The organism is Yersinia sp. LJYL362 (assembly GCF_048323875.1).
In genome coordinates this window covers 1-21,074 of record NZ_JBLWEX010000247.1, presented here as the reverse complement: position 1 = coordinate 21,074, position 21,074 = coordinate 1, and the positions used below count along the sequence as shown (strand labels likewise).

Below are 21,074 nucleotides of genomic sequence, written 5' to 3'. Positions count from 1 at the left end.
CAGTGACCATGCGCCTGATGATGGCCCGGTCGATTTTTGTGTGGTGAATGAGAACGAGCGGGGAGTCAGTCACTATCTGATGACGCATACCCAGGCATTTTACCAGCGCAGATGGGGCAGCTGGCTGAGAAATGCGATTCCTTCAAGCAGTCATTAATACAAGCAGTCATTAATAAATAATAATAAGGGGAGCCAATTGGCTCCCCTTATGTCACACAGAACTATCATTGCTACATGAAGAACTTATGCTGTTTTAGAAGGTGTAAGCAACGCCCATATTGATGGTCATTGGGGTTGCAATGTTCTTACCTTTAGAAACCTTAACTTCAGAACCGACAGACAGGTTAGAGGTCAGGTTGACATTGACACCCACACCGGCATTTGCACGAGTCCCTTTCAGGCTGTTATCAAACATTTCGTTGTTAATCACTACATCATTTTTCGCCATCAGATCGTGATCGACGGAGAAGATAGCGTAAGGTTTAATTTCAGCACCGCTGTTCAATACAAAACGATAACCGGTATTCATACCAATAGTGCCGGTGGTAGTACGAGCGCCTTGGCTCTGTGCTTCCATACCGTTAGATAGTTGGTACTGACTTTTGCCGGAGGTGAAGCTGCTCATAGCAACAAATGGTGAAACATACAGCTCATCAATAGTGATATGTTTACCCGCTTTTACTGCCAGCCCCAGACCAGAGAAGTTAGCATTGCCACTGGCGTTGCTGCCTTTAGCCGTGACGTTGAGATTCTGTTTAAACTGGTTGGTTTTCATCACACCATTCAGGTAATAGCCGCTATTTGCCAGATATTGCGCATAAGCACCCAATGAGTTGCTTTCTACACTGCCGCTGCTTTGGTAGTCGGACTTAATATTTGAGCTACTGTGGCTGGCAAAGGCACCGATACTAAATACCGCCTCGCCCAGTTCCATTGCTTTATCGCCACCCAAGGTCATGCCGTTCAACTTCTGTTTGAAGTTAGTTGCCGTGCCTTTCACATCATAGTTGTCGTTCAGGTAAGTGAGCCACACGCCACTTTCGTTAGCCGATGCACTTTGCTTATCCAAACGATTCTGAATTGAACTTAATTCAGCGTTAAAGATCGTCGGTGTGGTATTGGCTACGGCCAGAATACCTGCCGCACCCGGGGTCAATGCCGTTTTATCGGCTACCAGTTTGAAGCCGCCTTTGCCATCACTGACCAGGTTGTGCTTGTAGTTACCCAAATTGACCGGGCCATTGGAGAGTGCAAAGCGCGCAGTGTTAACACCTTTCACATCAACGATATTTAAGTTGGCTGGAGCTACACCGCTGTCGTTGATCTGAACATCGAAGTCACCATTAGCATCACCGGTTACATTTAGTGGTGCAGTAGCGTGGTTATACAGGGCTGAACCCAGGTTAAAGCTACCTTTACCGTCCAGTGATTGCATGGTCAACTGAGCGTTGGTTTGGCTCATATCAATGCTACCACCGGCCAATTTCACTTTTTGGAAGGCGAATTTTGCTGGCTTGCCATTGATGCCGTTAAAGGCCGCGCGGGAATTTCTGTGTAGTGCAGTCTGTGGTGCATCTTCGGCTACAAATACCATGTTACCGGCTAAGTTCAGGTCTGCGCTCTCGGTTTTTGCGCCCTCATGGACACTTAGGAAGCTGCCTTTATTAGCTTCAATGGTACCAGTGATCTCGGCTGCTTTATCGAAAATGGTGGTGCCACCATTTAGCGTTACGCCTTCCAAAGCGCTGCCAATCAGGGCCAGGCCATCGTCAACTTCCAGCTTCATTGCCTGCATTTTCGATTTAAGCTCAAAGATGCCGCCTTTTACTTTGGTATCTTTGGCTGTGCCCTCACCACTTACGATGAATGTTGCGCCTTTATTAACAATAGTATGCTCAGCCGTTGCCTTAGCCTTAAGGTCAAATTGGCTGTTGTTCAATACGGTTTTCTGGACAGTTGCACCATCATTAACAATGAATTGGCCGCCATTTACTGTCGTACCTGTTGCTCCAGCACCAGTTTCGACGGTGAAAATACCATCATTTAGTACAGTATCCGTGGCAATGGCTTTGCTTCGTAGAGTTAAGTTCCCGCCCTTGATATTCGCTTTAGAAATCATAGCTCCATCTGTAGCGATAATCTCACCTTCACTGACCATATCACTGACTAAAGAGTACTGTGCTATTGTCACCTTGCCGCCCTGTGCAATCACCGCACCTTTTGATTGAGCGAGTTCAGTGTCACTTGCCCCTTTAAGGGCTAAGACGCCTTCTGCACCAACGACGGTATTCTTATCCGTACCACTGTTATTTTCCATGCTGCCTTTGGTGATAACCGTGCTATTCGCCAGTGCGCCAAGCGCCAGGTTTACCGTGCCATCTTCACTAATAATGCTACCAATGATCTCTCCGCCTGTTTCCACATTTTGTGTGCCGCCGGCAACTTGCGTGGCGATTGCCTGTGTATTTGCGATAACTTGTTGTGTTTCGCCTACAGCGATAGTTTGATCAATGACTGGCTGGTCAGTAGCAGGTTTAGCTTGGTTTAGCGCTACAACAGCCTCTTTGGCTGTGTTTAATTCGCCAGTTTTAGTTTGTAGTTCATTTTCAGCATCTGATTGTTGTTTTTGTGCAGCTGTATTAGCTTTATCAGTATAAGACGCGATTGAAGATAATGAATTATATGTCTTCTCCACTTTTTCTGCGGCGGCTGTTGCTGCTTCTGCCTCTACAATAGCATCTGCTACCGCTTTCGCTTTGCCAGCTTCAGTTTGTGCTGCTGCGGTTTTTTGCTCTGCTTCCTCTTTCGCTTTTTTAGTGGTGTTAACTATATTTTCTTTAGTTTTTGTCTCTCCGTCAGCAGTATTTTTCTCGTCGCCAATAGTTGTGGTTTTTTTGGTTAACTCATTGATTTTAAGTTCAATATTATCAAGTTCTTGCTTGGCCTTAGAGATTTTCTCATCAAAGGGTTTTAGTTCTTCGTCGTACTTCTCTTTATTCTTTTCAGCTGCTACTTTTTTGGTAGTATCTGAGCTAATAAGATCATTCTTAGTTTGCTCATGCGCTTTTTGGGCTATAGCCAGAGGTGACTGATCGTCAGCTAATGTATCTTCTTTCGACTTCTCCGCCTTATTAACTTCTGCCTCCAACTGCGGTTGTTCTGTGTTTTTGGCTGTGTTTAATTCACCGTCGACTTCAAGTATCTTTTGAACCAAATCTTGGATTTTTTGTTCATGCGCATTTTTATCTTGTTCAGCGATACTAAACGCTTGTTCCTTTTCTGCCTGAATATCTGTTTTAGCTTTAAGATCTTGATTGGCTGACGCTATTGCCTTGGCAATTTTTGCCTGAATATCTTTATCTGCTGGATCCAGATTGATAGCAGCGATGGCTGTATCTTTTTCTTGAATCTTCAGGTTTTTTTTGTCTTCAGCCTTATTTTTAGCTACTTCTGCCGCTTTAAGTTTTTCTTGGAGCTGAGTATTTAGTTTATCTTGAAGTGATGCTGCCTCTTTCTGTTCGTCGGCTTTATCTTGTGCATCTTCAAATGCGGTCTGCGCTTTTGATTTGTCGAGCAATTTCTGCTCTTTTGTTTCTAAGTCTGTTTTTAGCTTCTCATACTGTTCTAGAGTAATCAGATTTTGGGTTAGATAGTCGTTCAGTTTTTCAAAGATGCTTTTTTCTTTAACTTCAACTTCGCCGACGGTAAAGACCCCACCATTCCCCATACCAAGAGTTGCACCGGGTGTAAATGTAGATGTTGATGCAGCCATTGCCCCACCAGACACCAAAGATGAGATCAAAATAGATAACGGTAATAAACGCGTATTTAATGTATTGCGATGATTCATAGTTTTATAAATTCCTATTTATAGGTGAACTCTAATAAACGAAATACTCAAGAGAGGTAATAACGACAAAATGTGGGGAGAAATATAACGATGCGATGCTGATATTCCTATTTATTAAAATATCAAATCATCATTTTTATATTAATTTTATTTAAGATAGATTAATTATTTCAGTTTTTTCTTTATTTGTTGTTGTTTTATATGGTGTTTTTGCGACCTTTACATTGTCAGCATGGTTTTTTGGGGTTAATTTAAAAAAATATTAAAAAAATATTAAATAGATTTTTAGTGTTAATTGACTGAGGAGGCCCATATTAAAGTGAACCAATTATTCTTTTTTATAAAGAAAATAACCGGATTAGTCTCTCCCTATATTCCCTTTCATACCAATGCTATAATCTTGCTATCAATCAGGGAGCAAGATATGAATCACAATGGTTTGCATCGGTTAATATCGAAAATGAGAGCGTGCCAACTGGCCCTCTTGGTCAGTGCTGTCGTATTTTTGGCTGGCTGTGATGACAAGAGCGAAAATAAGGATGTTGCGGGACCCTCTGCTCCGGCATCCACACAGGTAAGTGAATCGGTAGCTAAAGCGCCGGCGAGCAAAATAAACGATGCAAATAAGTTGGCGGAATTGGCAAAACAGCATGCCGATCAGCCGCTCACTTTACTGGATGCCTCTGAGCTACAACTCGAGGGGGCCAGTGCCATGGTGCTGACTTTCTCGCAGCCATTGGATCCCAAGCAAGAATTCTCCTCACGGGTTCATTTGGTTGATACCGTTAGTGGAAAAATAGACGGAGCCTGGGAGCTGTCTGACAACCTGATGGAGCTACGGCTACGCCATCTTAAACCTGAGCGTAAATTACTGCTGACCGTCGATAGCACGTTGCAAGGTATCGGTGGTGCTGAGCTGGGTAAACAACAGCAGCAGGAAATAACCACTCGCGATATCAAGCCAAGTGTCGGTTTTGCTAGCAAAGGTTCTTTGTTACCGGGTAAATTGGCCCAAGGTTTGCCAGTGATGGCGCTCAATGTTGATAGTGTTGATGTTAATTTTTTCCGCATCAAGCAAAGCAGTCTGGCTAATTTCCTCGCCAGCTGGCAATACCGCAGTGCATTGTCGAACTGGGAATCAGATGAACTGCTGAAAATGGCTGATCTGGTCTATACCGGTCGTTTTGACCTTAATCCTGCCGCCAATACCCGCGAAAAGTTATTACTCCCGCTCGCCGATATCAAGCCGTTGCAAGAATCGGGTGTCTATCTGGCGGTGATGCAACAAGCCGGGCAATACAGTTACACCAATGCAGCCACCTTATTTACCCTGAGTGATATTGGTGTTTCGTTACATCGCTACCATGACCGGATGGATGTCTTTACCCAAGCATTGGCAGGCGGAGCGGCCTTGAAAGGCGTGTCGCTACAATTACTGGATGAAAAAGGCCAGGTGCTGGAACAGGTTGAGACTGACGCTCAGGGCCATGCACAACTAGAAAAGAATGCCAAAGCCAAATTGCTACTGGCTGCGCAAAACGGGCAGACGAGCCTGATTGACCTCAATGCTCCGGCGCTGGATCTGGCTGAGTTTGATATTGCCGGGCCAGAAGGTTTCCAGAAACAGTTTTTCGTCTTTGGCCCACGCGACTTGTATCGCCCCGGAGAGACGTTAATTGTCAATGGGTTGCTGCGCGATGCTGATGGTAAACCACTGACCACCCAACCGGTTAAAGTGGATATTCTCAAGCCGGATAATCAAGTGGTACGCAGTTTTGTCTGGCAGCCACAGGATGGTTTGTATCAATACCAGTACGCGATTGCAGAAAATGGCCCGACCGGCGAGTGGTCATTGCGCATGAATTTGGGCGATAACCAGCCGCGCCTGTACAAATTTAAGGTGGAAGACTTCCTGCCAGAACGGATGGCGCTTGAGATTGCCACCAGCAAAGAACCGATCGCCACTGACAGCGAAGCCAGTTTTGCCATCACTGGCCGCTATCTCTACGGCGCTCCGGCAGCCGGTAACCGATTGCAAGGCCAATTATTCCTGCGCCCATTGCGCGAAGCGGTTGCCTCATTACCCGGTTTTGAATTCGGTTCGATTATCGAAGAAAACCTTTCGCGTACCTTGGATGAGTTTGATACCACACTTAACAGCGACGGCCAAACTGAGGTTGAAGTTGATAACAGTTGGCAGAATGCGCAATCACCACTGAAGCTGATTTTACAGGCCAGTTTGCTGGAATCTGGCGGGCGGCCAGTCACGCGGCGCGCTGAGCAAGCTTTGTGGCCAGCCGATGCGCTGGTCGGTATTCGCCCGTTATTCAACAAGCAGCAAGTTTATGATTATCGCAGTGACAGTTATAAATCACAGGCGATGGTCGATCAGGACACCACGGCTGATTTTGAAATTATTTATGCCAATGCTGATGGTGAAAAACTGGCGGCGAAGGGTTTGAAAGCGAAGTTGGTGCGTGAGCGCCGCGATTACTACTGGCAGTGGTCAGAAAGTGATGGCTGGCAGTCACTGTATGATAAAAAAGATCTGACTCTGGCAGAGCAGTCAGTGAATGTTCCCGCAGACGGTAGCGCTAAAGTCAGCTTCCCGGTGGAGTGGGGCGCATATCGTATTGAGGTGAGTAATCCAGATAATGAATTAGTCAGCAGCTCTCGTTTCTGGGCCGGTTACAGCTGGCAGGATAATACCGCAGGCAGTGGTGCTGTGCGGCCAGATCAGGTCAAACTGACACTGGATAAACCGGCTTACCGACCTGGCGAAAAAGTAAAACTGCATATTGAAGCACCGGCTGCCGGTAATGGCTATCTGCTGGTGGAATCCAGTGATGGCCCATTGTGGTGGCAGGAAGTGACTATTCCAGCTGGAGGCGCTGAGGTTGAAGTGCCGATTAACAAAGAGTGGAATCGACATGATTTATATCTCAGTGCGACAGTGATTCGCCCTGGTGATAAGTCACAGCAGGCGACACCAAAACGCGCCATTGGTTTGCTGCATCTGCCGCTGGTTGATGAAACCCGCAAATTAGCGCTAGAGCTGGAATCACCAGAGCGCATTCGTCCTAATCAGACTTTAACGGTAAAAGTAAAAGCCAGCCGCAGCGGTGCGCCGTTACCTGAGAAAGTGCAGGTGTTGCTATCGGCGGTCGACAGCGGGATTCTGAATATTACTGATTACGCCACGCCCGATCCCTATGACGCCTTCTTTGGCCGCAAGCGCTACAGCGCCGACCAATATGATGTTTACGGGCAATTAATTGAAGGGCAGGGCCGTCTGGCAAGCCTGCGCTTTGGTGGTGATGGAGATGACGAAGACGCGCTATCCCGCGGCGGTAAGAAACCGATAACTGAAGTCACTATTGTGGCGCAACAGGCCCAGCCGGTGACATTAAACGCGCAGGGTGAAGGCACTATCGAGCTGGCTATTCCTGACTTTAACGGTGAGTTACGTCTGATGGCGCAAGCCTGGAGTGATGAAGATTTCGGTAAAGCTGAGTCTAAGGTGGTGGTCGCGGCTCCGCTGATTGCCCAACTCGCCACCCCGCGTTTTCTGGCGGGAGGAGATAGCACCCAACTGGCATTGGATTTAAGTAATCTATCCGGTCAGCCGCAGACGCTGTCACTTAACTGGGCTGCCAGCGATTTACTGGCACTCAATGGCGCGCCAACCCAAACTATTTCGCTGGCAAATGGCGAGCGCAAGACAGTGCTGATCCCGGTGCGGGCGTTGAATGGTTTTGGGCAGGGTGATATCGGCCTGACTATTACTGGTATGGTTTTACCGAATGAGAAACTGCCCGATTATCAGCATCATTGGAAAATAGGTGTACGGCCAGCTTATCCTGCCCAGACACGCCATTTCGCCAATGTGTTGCATAGCGGTGAAAGCTGGAATCTGCCAGCGGAGGCGACCAAAGGTCTGGCTCCTGAAACGCTACAAGGGCAACTGCTGATAACCAGCCGGCCACCGCTGAATTTAGCGCGCTATATCACTGAATTATATGCTTATCCTTATGGCTGCTTGGAGCAGACGGTGAGCGGGTTGTATCCGTCGTTGTACAGCAATTATGCCCAACTGACGGCACTCGGCATTAAAGCCGATAGTGACGAGAAACGGCGTAAAAGTATTGATGTCGGTATCGAGCATTTGCTCAGCATGCAGCGCTATAACGGCGGTTTCGGTTTGTGGAGTAATGATAGCCCGGAAGAGTTCTGGCTGACGGCGTATGCCACTGACTTCCTCTATCGCGCCAGCCAGCAGGGGTACAGTGTGCCGGTGGCTGCACTCACGGCGGCGAATAATCGTTTGCAGCGCTATTTGCAAGATCCGAGTCAAATTGAAATTCGTTACAGCGAACAGACCAAACATACGCGCTTTGCAGTGCAAGCATACGCGGGCTTGGTATTGGCACAACAGCAGCAAGCTTCATTGGGTGCTTTGCGCCAATTATATACCCGTAGCAATGATGCGCGCTCCGGTTTGCCGTTGGTGCAGTTGGGTGTGGCACTGAAATTGATGGGAGATATGCCTCGCGCCAAAGAAGCGATTACGCAAGGGCTGAATATCACCCGCAGTGATAAAGACTATTGGCTGGAGGATTACGGCAGTTCATTGCGCGATGACGCCCTGATTTTGGCACTGCTAACTGACAATAACCTGCTGGCGCAAGATCGTGATACGCGCCTATTGGCACTGTCTGATGCGTTGAGCAGCCGTAACTACCTATCAACGCAAGAGAGCAATGCGGTATTCCTCGCGGGTCGTACATTGATGAGTGGGGCAGAAACGCCGTGGCAAGTGGCGATTGCACCGCAAGTTGAGCCAATTGAGCAGGCCGAGACACTGACGCAAAGTGCAGCATTGAATCAAAACTGGTCAGCACAACAATTGGCGGGCGGTCTGCAATTACAAAATCGCGGCGACGTTGCATTATATAGCCGCATGAATGTGGTGGGATATCCACAACAAACGCCAGCGCCGTACAGCAACAATTTACATATCACTCGCAGTTATATTGGGCTTGACGGTCAGCCGCTACGCTTATCCCAATTGAAGAGTGGCGAGTTAGTTCTGGTGCATTTAGATGTCTGGGCTGATAAACGGGTACCCGATGCGCTGGTGGTCGATTTGCTGCCAGCCGGTTTGGAACTGGAAAACCAGAACTTGGGTGACAGCAGCGCCAGCCTGGGGGAGAGTGCCAGCAGTGTGACCGAGTTGATGCAGGATATGCAGCAGTCGGATATCAAGCATCAGGAGTTCCGAGATGACCGCTATGTTGCCGCAGTCAATGTTGATGCTTACCGCCATACGACATTGTTATATCTGGCACGCGCAGTGACGCCGGGGATTTATCAGGTGCCTGCGCCACAGGTGGAATCGATGTATGTTCCAGATTGGCGGGCGCTGGGCAGCACGGTGCCACAGCTTGAAATAGTTAAGTAAACACTGACTCCCCTTTTGCGGTTACAGGTAAAAGGGGAGCTACCTATCTTTGATGCTAAAAACATACTTTGCCCGTCATCGCCGTAAAATCTGGGTGCTGGCGCTTATTGTAGTGCTGTTTCCGGCTATCTTGTGGCTGGCGGATAAACGCTGGCCGCTTCCACTGACTGAAGTGCAGGTTGCGCGGGTAGTGGTCGCCGAGGATGGGACACCGTTATGGCGCTTTGCCGATGCTGACGGGGTTTGGCGTTATCCGGTGACGCTGCAAGAGGTTTCCCCTTATTACTTGCAAGCGCTGCTGACCTTTGAAGATCGCTGGTTTTATTCTCATCCCGGAGTGAATCCATTGGCACTGGCGCGCGCTGCCTGGCAGGATTTGCGCGCAGGTAAGATTCTGTCTGGTGGCAGCACACTTTCAATGCAAGTTGCCCGCCTGATTGACCCACATCCCCGCACATTAGCGGGTAAATTGCGCCAGGTGTGGCGAACGGCTCAGCTGGAATGGCACTTTTCGAAAGACAAAATTCTCGAAATCTATCTTAACCGCGCCCCTTTCGGTGGCACGTTGCAAGGCATTGGCGCGGCCAGTTGGACATATTTGGGTAAGCCACCCTCACAATTAACGCCGGCAGAAGCCGCGTTATTGGCCGCGTTGCCCCAGGCACCGAGCCGCTTGCGCCCGGATCGCTATCCACTGCGAGCTAAAGCTGCGCGCGATAAAGTGTTAAGTCGGCTGGCGGATTATCAGGTGTGGTCGTCTGAGCAGGTGGCTGATATCAAACAAGAAGATATCTGGCTGGCACCGCGTCAGGTTCCGCAATTAGCGCCATTGTTAGCGCGGCGCTTAACGGCAGGTAACCAGCGGGAAGTGATTAACACCACTGTGGATGCAGGTTTACAGCGCCAGCTGGAAGATATGGCTGCAGGTTGGCGTCATCAACTCCCCGAGAAAACTTCATTGGGATTGCTGGTGGTAGACCATACCACCATGAATGTGCGTGCTTACCTCGGTTCAGTCGATTTTCAGGATGATCGTCGCTTCGGCCATGTGGATATGGTCAGTGCCTGGCGCTCGCCGGGGTCAACACTGAAGCCATTCCTGTATGCGATGGCATTGGATGATGGTTTGATCCATGCTGAGTCACTGTTACAAGATGTGCCGCGCCGCTTTGGCGATTATCGGCCCGGTAACTTTGATACCGGTTTCCACGGCCCGGTCAGTGCCAGCGAGGCTTTGGTGCGCTCTTTAAATCTGCCAGCGGTACAATTACTCGAAGCATATGGCCCTAAGCGTTTTACCGCCAACTTACGTAATGGCGGTTTGGACTTACGTTTCCCACTGCACAGTGAACCCAGCTTGGCAGTGATCCTCGGCGGTACAGGTTCACGGCTTGACCAATTAGTCGCAGCCTACAGCGCTTTTGCGCGGGGCGGAATGGCGGCAACGTTGCGGTTCGAGCCACAACAGCAGATACAGGAACGGCGCTTGTTTTCACCGGGAGCAGCGTGGATTACCCGACGAATTATGGCGGGGGAAGCCCGACCATTACCGGACGATATTTTACCCACCACGGTACCGTTGGCATGGAAAACTGGTACCAGTTATGGCTACCGTGATGCGTGGGCGATTGGCATTAATGCGCGCTATACTATTGGCGTGTGGGTCGGTCGGCCAGATGGCACGCCGGTCGCTGGGCAGTTTGGTTATGCCACTGCTATCCCTATCCTCAATCAAGTCAGTAACTTGCTAATGAATGGGGTACAGCAAACCGGCCACCCGTTACCCCGAGATCCCCGGCCATCGTCCGTCAGTCGCGAAGAGATTTGCTGGCCGGGGGGGCAACCTTTGGCGGCCGGAGACACTAATTGCCGTCAACGTCGACAAAGCTGGGTTCTGGATGGCACCCATCCGCCGACACTCGCCGCACCTGGGCAGGAAAATACGCAGGGCAGCCAGTTCACTATTTGGTTGAACCCACCAGGCCAGCGAGTCGCTGCTGATTGCCCGGGCGCTACGCCGGTCGCATTAGCATTGTGGCCCTTGCCGCTCGAACCCTGGCTCCCGATGACAGAGCGCCGTAGTCATCGGCTGCCCGCGGCAAGTAGTGAATGCCCGCCACAGGGAGGGATGGATGTGGCTCCGTTGTTGATTTTGGGTATCCGTGATGGCGCGGTAGTGAAACGTTTACCGGGCCAAACTCATCTTGATCTTCGGCTGGAAGCCCAAGGTGGGGGCGGGCAACATTGGTGGTTCCTCAATGGGGAGCAAGTGGCAGTGACTGAAAATAATCAAACATGGATACAGACATTATCAATGCCTGGCCGCTATCAACTTACGGTGTTGGATGAGAGTGGGTTAGTGAGTAATGTATTATTTCGCGTAGAATGAATACATGTAGTAAATTAATTGCTGATAACCTATAACTTGCTTTTATATTCCATTATTAATTAATTTTTTGTAATAAATAAAATAATATTGTGGTTTTGATTTGTTCGATAGATTAACTCCAGCACATTATAGTGTATGGCTGGAGAGTAATGAGATGATTTATAAATTTTTATTTATAGTATTATTTTTAATAATATCAACTATAGATGTTTTCGCTGAACAACCTAAAGTCTGTTTTTTTGCTGATGAAGGTTATCAAGGGAAATCTTTTTGTGCTTCTCAAGGTCAGGCGGTAAGTGATCTTAGATCGGAATGGAATGATAGGATATCATCAATTTATATTCCCCCTGGGATGATAGTGACCGTATTTAAAGATATCTATTTTTCAGGCGAAAATTTAACATTTAAAGAAAGTATTGATTTAGAATTCTCCCGACGTTGGGCAAACTTAAATGATGCAATCAGTTCCTTTAAGGTTAGAAGTGCCGCCTGTTTTTATGAGTTTGATAATTTTACTGGTGATTCGATTTGTATCTCAGGTAATGAACGCATTGATTTATATAATGAGACTTATGGTCGACGATCTCATATATTAAACCCTCTCAATGATAAAATAAGCTCTATTCTGCTACCTAAAGATACTCAAGCAATTATCTATGAAAATGATGGGTATGGTGGTGTTTATTTTACTCTAACTGAGAGCCATTCTGAGTCAAACCTCGAAAATATAGGGATGAACAATAATATTACTAGTATGCGGGTTTCTCAGTTTGAACACTTTCTCTGTGATAAATACTGTGTCATCAAAGATAGCATGCTTGTTCCTGTACAATATGCTTTTGGTAACTATTGGGATGATAAAAGAATAGGTTCAAAACAAGTGTTGATTAGCTTTTATATAACCAATAAAGATAATCATTCTATAGGTATATCCGGTGGTGGTATTTTTAAAATAAAGGGGAAAGAGATTTTATTTGTTCATGAGCATAGTAACAAATCCGCCGTCTTTGAATTAAGTGGTCATGGTAATACCTTATCCCTATTATCTAAATTTAGTGGCGGATATTTTGAATTTCAACTTGTTGAATCCTCTGGTGACCAAGTGATAAATATTTATCCTGTATTGGGCTATTTGTTTGATGTTGATGATACCAATGTCAGGTTTTTTATCAATAACGAGAATAGTAAGCAACCAGTAATAATAGATAAAATAGTCCTGACGGTTGAAAAAGAACACCACAGAATAGAGCGCAGTTTTATAGGAAAAGTCATCTGTTGGTTAGACCCTCTGCTTAACTTATATAATTATATTATCCAGGGGGGATGTAATCAGGTAGACCATTTTATTACTGACGCGAGAGATTTTTTTAGCAGTGCTAGTAATAAAGTATTACAAGTATCTGGTACATCTAAACCACTCCCAAAAATTAAAGATAATGAATCCTTCGCTTTTGAAAAAATGATGCTAGATCTCTCGTCTGATCCTAAGGGTATATTGACTCATATTAATTCTGATATGAATGGTAAATCATTAACTTTACCGGCAACCGCCCTGGCTTGCCATGTTTCAATGAAAGACCAAATACTTCCTCATTTGCGCTCGCGCCGTCAGGCTATTCCTCCCTGTATTACCTGGACATTAAATATTTTAACTGACTTTACGTTGCTATTTGGGAGTAGCATTAGTACCTGGAATGCTGAAAATTTTGGTCGGGTCATATCACGTATTGTTAATTCAGGGGATACCGGCTATGCAGTATCTGATCCGGTGATAGACCAACGTCTGGTTGAAAATGTTCGCACCTTCGTTGCGGAAAATATTGATAACGTGACGCGGTTAAAAACAGCATTTGATTTTTCTCAACTCAGCTATAGCGATTATTTACGGCACAATGAACCAGAGTCAAATGCCCTATCCCCACAAGCGGTGCAGTTATTACCTCAGGGCCGCTATGAGCTGGCCTTGCAAAACTTTCAGTTTGTCGAGACGGTACCCAGAAGACAACATCATGGCGAGTGGGTTGAGCATCCTGAACTGCATTTTGATATTGAGATCATCAGTGGTGAAACTGCAACCACGCAAACAGCCAGGCAAAATGTTCTGCCGGTGGTGGAGGATTGGCGCAAGCGGTATCATCAGGCCTCGCAGTCTTTATATATTACTGCAAATGCTGAAACGATAAGCAATCCTAATATGCATCACGGAATGAATGACGTTATTTCTGCTGCCAGCTTGGTGAGCGATGTTGCTCAAAGTTGGTTAAGAACGCCGCGTGAGGATTATATTTATGTGATTGTTCGTTTATCCGGCGAGGTAGTCAGTATAGCGATGGCGGTAGATATTAATGAATTTGATGTCGGAGTTGCGGGGTCGTTAACCCGGCCAGACGATGTGCTTCATTCTACTGCCAATGGTGTTATTCGCGGGGCGGGTACGGCAGCGATGCGGGCTTTGGCCGAGCATGTGGCCAAGAAAGGAAAGCGGGCATTGGTATCAGATGTGATCAGCCAGCCATCGGCAATTGTGAAAAAAAAGGTGGGTTTTCAATATATTAATGAACTTTGATGTTGAAGGTTTTTTGATAACCAAGTACTGATGTGGGCGGGGCTCAAAAGATTTTTATGTAAAGTGTGATTTGTGCATAAAAGTGAGGAATAAAGATAACTGTTTTTTAATAAAATGTTGTAATTTCCGTATGCAAGTGCCAAACACCCACATATAATCGGCGGCCACTGTACAGGGTCGGCATAATTTTGTAGTAAAGGAACTGCCCGCGAGCCAAACAGTATTTTATGCGGCGGGTTCCGAGTCCGGTCAATATTAGAAATCCAATAGAGGTTATCATGGCTGTAGAACGTACTTTTTCCATTATCAAACCTAATGCTGTTGCCAAAAATAAGATTGGTGCCATTTATGCGCGTTTTGAAAGTGCTGGTTTCAAAATTATTGCTGCAAAAATGCTGCATCTGACCAAAGAACAAGCTGAAGGTTTTTACGCTGAACATAAAGGCCGCCCATTCTTCGATGGTTTGGTCGAGTTTATGACTTCAGGCCCGGTCATGATTCAGGTTCTGGAAGGCGAAAATGCCGTTCAACGTCACCGCGATATCATGGGTGCAACCAACCCAGACAACGCACTGGCAGGTACTCTGCGTGCAGATTTCGCCGATAGTTTCACCGAGAATGCGGTGCACGGTTCCGATGCAGTTGAATCAGCTCAGCGTGAAATCGCTTATTTCTTCAGCGACAATGAAATTTGCCCCCGCTAATTAATTGATTTTGTGAATTAGATTGGCTTGTTTAATCAACTGAAACAATAAAGTTGCCTGTACGCCTTTCCAATCATGGAATCCATGCTTTAAAATTTGTACAATGCTGCGCCCCGGTGGAGACATCTCTGCCGGGGCGTTCTATTATTTATTCATCGCCGTTTCGAAAGCCGTACCCGGTTTAAAGCGCAGCGCCGTAAAGTGTAACAACGAGGCCACGACAACTCATGTCTGAACAATTATTAACTGCATCAATGCCAATTGATGCTGCCCCCCTGTCTGACAACGCGGTTGCAACCGCAGCACCAGCAACCAGCAAAATCAATCTACTTGATTTAAATCGTCAGCAAATGCGCGAATTTTTTGCCGAAATGGGTGAGAAGCCTTTCCGTGCAGATCAGGTCATGAAGTGGATGTATCACTACTGCTACGATGATTTCGAGCAAATGACTGATATTAATAAAGGGTTACGTGCCAAATTACAGCGCGTAGCTGAAATCCGTGCACCTGAAGTGGCACAAGAACAGCGCTCCACTGATGGTACCATTAAATGGGCCATCAAAGTGGGCGATCAGCAAGTCGAAACGGTGTATATCCCAGAAGGTGAGCGTGCGACGCTGTGTGTGTCCTCTCAGGTCGGCTGCGCATTAGAATGTAAATTCTGTTCAACGGCACAGCAAGGTTTTAACCGCAACCTGCGAGTCTCTGAAATTATCGGCCAGGTATGGCGTGCGGCCAAGATTATCGGTTCATTAAAATCAACCGGTACTCGTCCAATCACCAACGTGGTGATGATGGGTATGGGTGAACCCCTGTTGAACTTGAATAACGTGGTACCCGCGATGGATATCATGATGGACGATTTTGGTTTCGGTTTATCCAAACGCCGTGTGACATTGTCGACTTCTGGTGTGGTGCCAGCACTGGATAAACTGGGCGATATGATTGATGTTGCCTTAGCTATCTCATTGCATGCGCCGACGGATGATATCCGTGATGAAATTGTGCCTATCAACCGTAAATACAATATTGAAACCTTCCTTGCCGCAGTTCGCCGTTATTTGGCGAAATCGAATGCCAATGGTGGGCGTGTTACGGTTGAATACGTTATGCTGGATCACATCAATGACAGCACTGAGCAAGCTCATCAGTTGGCGGAATGTTTAAAAGACACTCCGTGTAAGATTAACTTGATCCCATGGAACCCGTTCCCGGGAGCACCTTATGGTCGTAGCTCAAACAGCCGGGTGGATCGTTTCTCTAAGGTATTGATGGAATACGGATTTACCACTATCGTCCGTAAGACACGCGGTGATGATATTGATGCGGCATGTGGTCAATTGGCCGGTGAGGTGATTGATCGCACCAAGCGCAGTTTGAAAAAGAAAATGGCCGGTGAACCTATCGCGATTAAAACAGTCTGATTCACGATGCCATTAGTTTGTGCATAACTATTTGTTATTCAACTTATAATTTGTTAGGTAACCGATACAAAAAGGTTATTCAAAAGTCATTAATGGGAATAACATAAGTGCCTGATTCGGGTAAGTGCAGCGATTAACATAGCTGTAGCTTGCAGACGACGGGTATTTTCACAAATAAGGACAATTGAGCAAGCATGAAGCTGACAAGACTGTGGAGAGTTTGCCTGATAGCGACCATATTGGCGGGCTGTTCTGGTTCATCGCCGGAAAAAGCGAGCCAATCCACCGCAGGGCAGACACGTTTACAACTAGGTTTAGAATATCTGGCGCAAGGTGATCTTACTGCTGCGCGGCAGAATTTTGAGAAGGCTGTAGCGGCAGATCCACAGGATTATCGTGCTCAATTGGGTATGGCTTTTTATGAGCAACGCATCGGTGAAAACGATGCGGCGGAGCAGCGCTATCAGCAAGCGATGAAACTGGCACCAGGAAATGGCACTGTACTGAATAATTACGGTGCGTTTCTGTGTAGTTTAGGGCAGTATGTACCGGCCCAACAACAGTTTAGCGCAGCTGTATTGTCGCCTGATTACGGTCAGGTTGCAGATAGTCTGGAAAACGCTGGATATTGCTTTTTACGGGCTAATCAAAATGACCAGGCTCGGGTACTCTTGAGTCGGGCATTGAAGTATGATCCGGATAAAGGTGAGCCGCTGCTTGCAGAAGCTCAAAGGCATTTTGGAGAAGGGAATCGCGCTCAGGCGCAACTATTACTGGATGTTTATCAACATGTACTTCCAGCCAGTGCTGAAAGTTTATGGTTACAAATTCGTTTCGCCGCGCTAGCAGGCCGTCAAGATAGTGTTCAACGCTATGGCAAGCAGCTTGCGCGAAGTTTTCCACAATCCAAACAGTACCAGCATTTTCTAGCTAATGAATACTGAAGCCTCCCAAGATCAAACTGTTCCAGAGACGACAGGTGTGCGCCTGCGTCAAGCCCGCGAAGCACTAGGGCTCACTCAGCAGATGGTTGCAGAACGTCTGTGTCTGAAAGTATCCACAATCCGTGATATTGAGGAGGATAAAGCACAAGCTAATCTCGCCTCGACATTCCACCGTGGCTACATTCGTTCTTACGCTAAACTGGTTCACCTTCCAGAAGATGAACTGTTGCCTATGTTGGCAAAACAAGCGCCGATCAGAGCGGCAAAAGTTGCCCCGATGCAAAGTTTCTCATTGGGCAAAAAGCATAAAAAACGTGATGGCTGGTTGATGAGTTTCACCTGGCTTATTGTGTTGGTTGTGCTCGGTCTGACAGGGGCATGGTGGTGGCAAAATCATCAGGCGCAGCAAGCAGAAATAGTCACTATGGCTGATCAGTCTTCTGCTCAACTGTCGCAAAATAGTGGGCAATCTGTGCCGCTATCTGATGATAATAGCGATCCTGCGAACCCGGTGGATACTCAAGCTCCGGTCGCGGCTAGCCAGCCGTCAACACCAACAGAAAATGGTACAGCACCTGCGACGAGCAGTGCTGCGCCAGTGGATACGGCAAACAGCCCTGTCAACACAATAGCACCTCAAGGAACAACTTCAGCGGAGTCTGCGGTTGTTTCGCCAAGTCAGGCACCTTTGCCTAATGTTTCTCCTGCGCAATCGCCCCTGCCTACAGCAGATGCTGGAGTAACAGGTACTGCATCATCTGTCAGCTCATTGGTCATGAATTTTACCGCTGATTGTTGGCTACAGGTTGTTGATGCAACGGGAAAAACATTATTTAGTGGTATCCAAAAAGGGGGCGCGACTCTCAATCTCTCAGGGAAAGCTCCCTATAAGCTGACCATTGGTGCTCCAGGTGCATTAACGATTACGTATCAGGGTAACCCAGTAGATTTGAGTAAATTTATTAAGGCTAATCGCGTAGCCCGCCTGACTGTCGGTGTAGAGTAATATTGTGTTTTTGACAAACAACTCTGTGGTTCTGACCAAGTGCCATTGTCTTGTGGAAGATAATGGTTTTGAAAGACTACTGCGTTGCGAAAACTACACGACTGTAAAGGAGAGTGTGTAATGCATAATGAATCCCCTATTATCCGCCGTAAATCGACCCGGATTTACGTCGGTAAAGTGCCTATTGGCGATGGTGCGCCGATTGCAGTGCAATCGATGACCAATACCAAAACCACTGATGTTGATGCGACTGTTGCTCAAATTAAGGCACTGGAACGTGTTGGCGTAGATATCGTGCGAGTTTCAGTACCGACCATGGATGCGGCTGAGGCATTTAAGTTAATCAAGCAGCAATCAAATGTTCCGTTGGTTGCCGATATCCATTTCGATTACCGTATTGCGCTAAAAGTTGCGGAGTATGGTGTTGATTGCCTGCGAATTAACCCTGGAAACATCGGTTCAGAAGAACGTATTCGTTCTGTGGTTGATTGTGCTCGTCACCATAATATTCCTATTCGTATTGGCATCAATGGTGGATCGCTGGAAAAAGATATACAGGAAAAGTATGGCGAACCTACGCCGGAAGCCCTGCTTGAATCTGCGATGCGTCATGTCGATATCCTTGATCGTCTCAACTTTGATCAGTTTAAAGTCAGTGTTAAAGCCTCCGATGTTTTCTTGGCTGTAAACTCCTACCGTCTGCTGGCCAAGCAAATTAATAATCCTTTGCACTTAGGGATAACTGAAGCCGGTGGCGCGCGTAGCGGCTCCGTAAAATCGGCTATTGGTTTAGGCCTTTTGTTGTCAGAAGGTATTGGCGATACGTTACGTATCTCATTGGCTGCCGATCCGGTAGAAGAGGTCAAAGTTGGCTTTGATATCCTTAAATCACTGCGGATCCGTTCTCGCGGGATCAACTTTATTGCCTGTCCAACCTGTTCTCGCCAAGAGTTTGATGTTATTGGTACGGTCAACGCGTTGGAACAGCGGTTAGAAGATCTGATTACCCCAATGGATGTTTCTATTATCGGCTGCGTGGTCAATGGGCCGGGTGAGGCATTGGTCTCTACTATTGGTGTGACTGGTGCTCGTAACCACAGTGGTTTCTACGAAGATGGGGTTCGTCAGAGAGAACGTTTTGATAACGAGAAGATGATTGATCAATTGGAAGCTAAAATTCGTGCAAAAGCATCGATGCTCGATGCAAATAATCGAATAGTTATCAATATGCTGGAAGAAAAATAAGTAGCACGATCATTCGTTATCGTTGAATACAAAAAAGCGGGCATGGCCCGCTTTATAATGAGCCAGTGGAGGTGACAAATTGTCACCATTGAATATGTGGGCGGCAAGCCTCTATAATCGGCTTTATTTTTTGCACTATGCCCAATGTTATTGGCGTTGCTGCCGACACCGCTGCAACATCATGTAAACTGGGTATAAAACTACAGAGAACAGACGTGGCAAAGAACATTCAAGCCATCCGTGGTATGAACGACTACCTGCCAGCCGATACGGCAATATGGCAGCGTATTGAAGGCATTCTAAAGCAAGTGCTGGCAGGCTATGGCTACAGCGAAATTCGCATGCCGATTGTAGAGCAGACCCCGTTATTCAAACGCGCCATCGGTGAAGTCACCGACGTGGTTGAGAAAGAGATGTATACCTTTGACGATCGCAATGGCGAAAGTCTGACTCTGCGCCCGGAAGGTACCGCAGGGTGCGTGCGCGCAGGCATTGAACATGGTCTGCTGTACAATCAGGAACAGCGTCTGTGGTATATCGGCCCGATGTTTCGCTATGAGCGCCCACAGAAGGGACGTTACCGTCAATTCCACCAGTTAGGTGCTGAGGTTTTCGGTCTGCAAGGGCCTGATATTGATGCAGAATTGATACTGCTGACGGCTCGCTGGTGGCGTGCGTTAGGGATATCAGAGCATGTGCAGCTTGAATTGAACTCCATCGGCTCATTGGATGCGCGCGCTGATTATCGTGAAGCGCTGGTGACTTTCCTTGAACAACATGTTGATGTGTTGGATGAAGATTGCAAGCGTCGCATGTACAGTAACCCGTTACGTGTGCTGGATTCCAAAAATCCAGATGTTCAACAATTGCTTAATGATGCACCTAAGCTGTCTGATTATCTGGATGATGAATCAAAACAACATTTTGCCGGTTTGTGTGAACTTTTAAATCAGGCTGGCATCCCATATACCGTCAATGAACGTTTAGTTCGTGGTTTGGATTATTACAACCGCACGGTATTTGAGTGGGTGACCAACAGTTTAGGCGCACAAGGCACAGTCTGTGCCGGTGGGCGTTACGACGGTTTAGTTGAACAACTGGGTGGTCGTGCCACACCAGCTGTTGGTTTTGCGATGGGGCTTGAGCGTTTGGTTCTGTTGGTACAAGCCGTTAATCCAGAGTTCAAAGCACCGGCAACAGTCGATGTGTATCTCATCTCATCGGGTGAGGGGGCGCAAAGTGCTGCGATGCAGCTTGCTGAACGCGTGCGTGATGTTATGCCAGCGCTGAAATTAATGACCAATTACGGCGGCGGCAATTTCAAAAAGCAAATCACCCGCGCCGATAAGTGGGGCGCGCGTGTGGCATTAATACTTGGCGAAAGCGAAGTGGCGGCACAGCAAGTGGTTGTAAAAGATTTGCGGAATGGTGAACAAGAAACGCTGGCGCAAGCGGATGTTGCTGCGCGTCTGGCTTTGATGTTGG

Annotated in this window: 11 protein-coding genes; 10 read left to right on the top strand and 1 reads right to left on the bottom strand. The window is 47.2% G+C overall.

Annotation, left to right across the window (positions count from 1 at the left end; translation table 11 throughout):
* The coding region (locus tag ACNSO8_RS14375; RefSeq protein WP_418395030.1) for an enhanced serine sensitivity protein SseB C-terminal domain-containing protein at positions 1-157 on the top strand (157 nt) is incomplete at its 5' end.
* Positions 158-253: 96 nt separating this feature from the next.
* Here the strand turns inward: ACNSO8_RS14375 and ACNSO8_RS14370 are convergent.
* Positions 254-3,850 carry an autotransporter outer membrane beta-barrel domain-containing protein gene (locus ACNSO8_RS14370; RefSeq protein ID WP_418395029.1) on the bottom strand — a complete coding sequence of 1,199 codons (3,597 nt, stop codon included), beginning with the start codon at positions 3,848-3,850 and terminating at the stop codon, positions 254-256.
* A 424-nt stretch (positions 3,851-4,274) separates the two neighbouring features.
* Here ACNSO8_RS14370 and ACNSO8_RS14365 point away from each other — a divergent pair, with 424 nt between their 5' ends.
* The 9 genes from ACNSO8_RS14365 to hisS all read left to right on the top strand — a co-directional run.
* Entirely contained in the window at positions 4,275-9,311 is a 5,037-nt protein-coding gene (locus ACNSO8_RS14365) for an alpha-2-macroglobulin family protein (protein WP_418395028.1), read from the top strand.
* A 52-nt stretch (positions 9,312-9,363) separates the two neighbouring features.
* Positions 9,364-11,700, top strand: a complete 2,337-nt coding sequence (gene pbpC, locus ACNSO8_RS14360) for a peptidoglycan glycosyltransferase PbpC (RefSeq protein ID WP_418395027.1) — start codon at positions 9,364-9,366, stop codon at positions 11,698-11,700.
* A gap of 154 nt (positions 11,701-11,854) precedes the next feature.
* Positions 11,855-14,266 (top strand): peptidase inhibitor family I36 protein, encoded by a 2,412-nt coding sequence (locus ACNSO8_RS14355; RefSeq protein WP_411928004.1) that lies wholly within the window; start codon positions 11,855-11,857, stop codon positions 14,264-14,266.
* 278 nt (positions 14,267-14,544) lie between these two features.
* Positions 14,545-14,970 carry a nucleoside-diphosphate kinase gene (ndk, locus tag ACNSO8_RS14350; RefSeq protein WP_019083711.1) on the top strand — a complete coding sequence of 142 codons (426 nt, stop codon included), beginning with the start codon at positions 14,545-14,547 and terminating at the stop codon, positions 14,968-14,970.
* Between the two features lie 254 nt (positions 14,971-15,224).
* A complete protein-coding gene (locus tag ACNSO8_RS14345; RefSeq protein ID WP_227747492.1) occupies positions 15,225-16,394 on the top strand; it encodes a bifunctional tRNA (adenosine(37)-C2)-methyltransferase TrmG/ribosomal RNA large subunit methyltransferase RlmN in 1,170 nt (389 codons plus the stop codon).
* Between the two features lie 194 nt (positions 16,395-16,588).
* A complete protein-coding gene (gene pilW, locus ACNSO8_RS14340) occupies positions 16,589-17,338 on the top strand; it encodes a type IV pilus biogenesis/stability protein PilW (RefSeq protein ID WP_050159875.1) in 750 nt (249 codons plus the stop codon).
* Positions 17,328-18,344 (top strand): cytoskeleton protein RodZ, encoded by a 1,017-nt coding sequence (rodZ, locus tag ACNSO8_RS14335; protein WP_411918485.1) that lies wholly within the window; start codon positions 17,328-17,330, stop codon positions 18,342-18,344. Before pilW ends, rodZ begins: the two co-directional genes overlap by 11 nt.
* Positions 18,345-18,464: 120 nt before the next feature.
* Positions 18,465-19,589 carry a flavodoxin-dependent (E)-4-hydroxy-3-methylbut-2-enyl-diphosphate synthase gene (gene ispG / locus ACNSO8_RS14330; protein WP_019081819.1) on the top strand — a complete coding sequence of 375 codons (1,125 nt, stop codon included), beginning with the start codon at positions 18,465-18,467 and terminating at the stop codon, positions 19,587-19,589.
* A gap of 215 nt (positions 19,590-19,804) precedes the next feature.
* Positions 19,805-21,074: histidine--tRNA ligase (gene hisS, locus ACNSO8_RS14325; RefSeq protein ID WP_418395026.1), on the top strand; the 1,270-nt coding region annotated here is incomplete at its 3' end.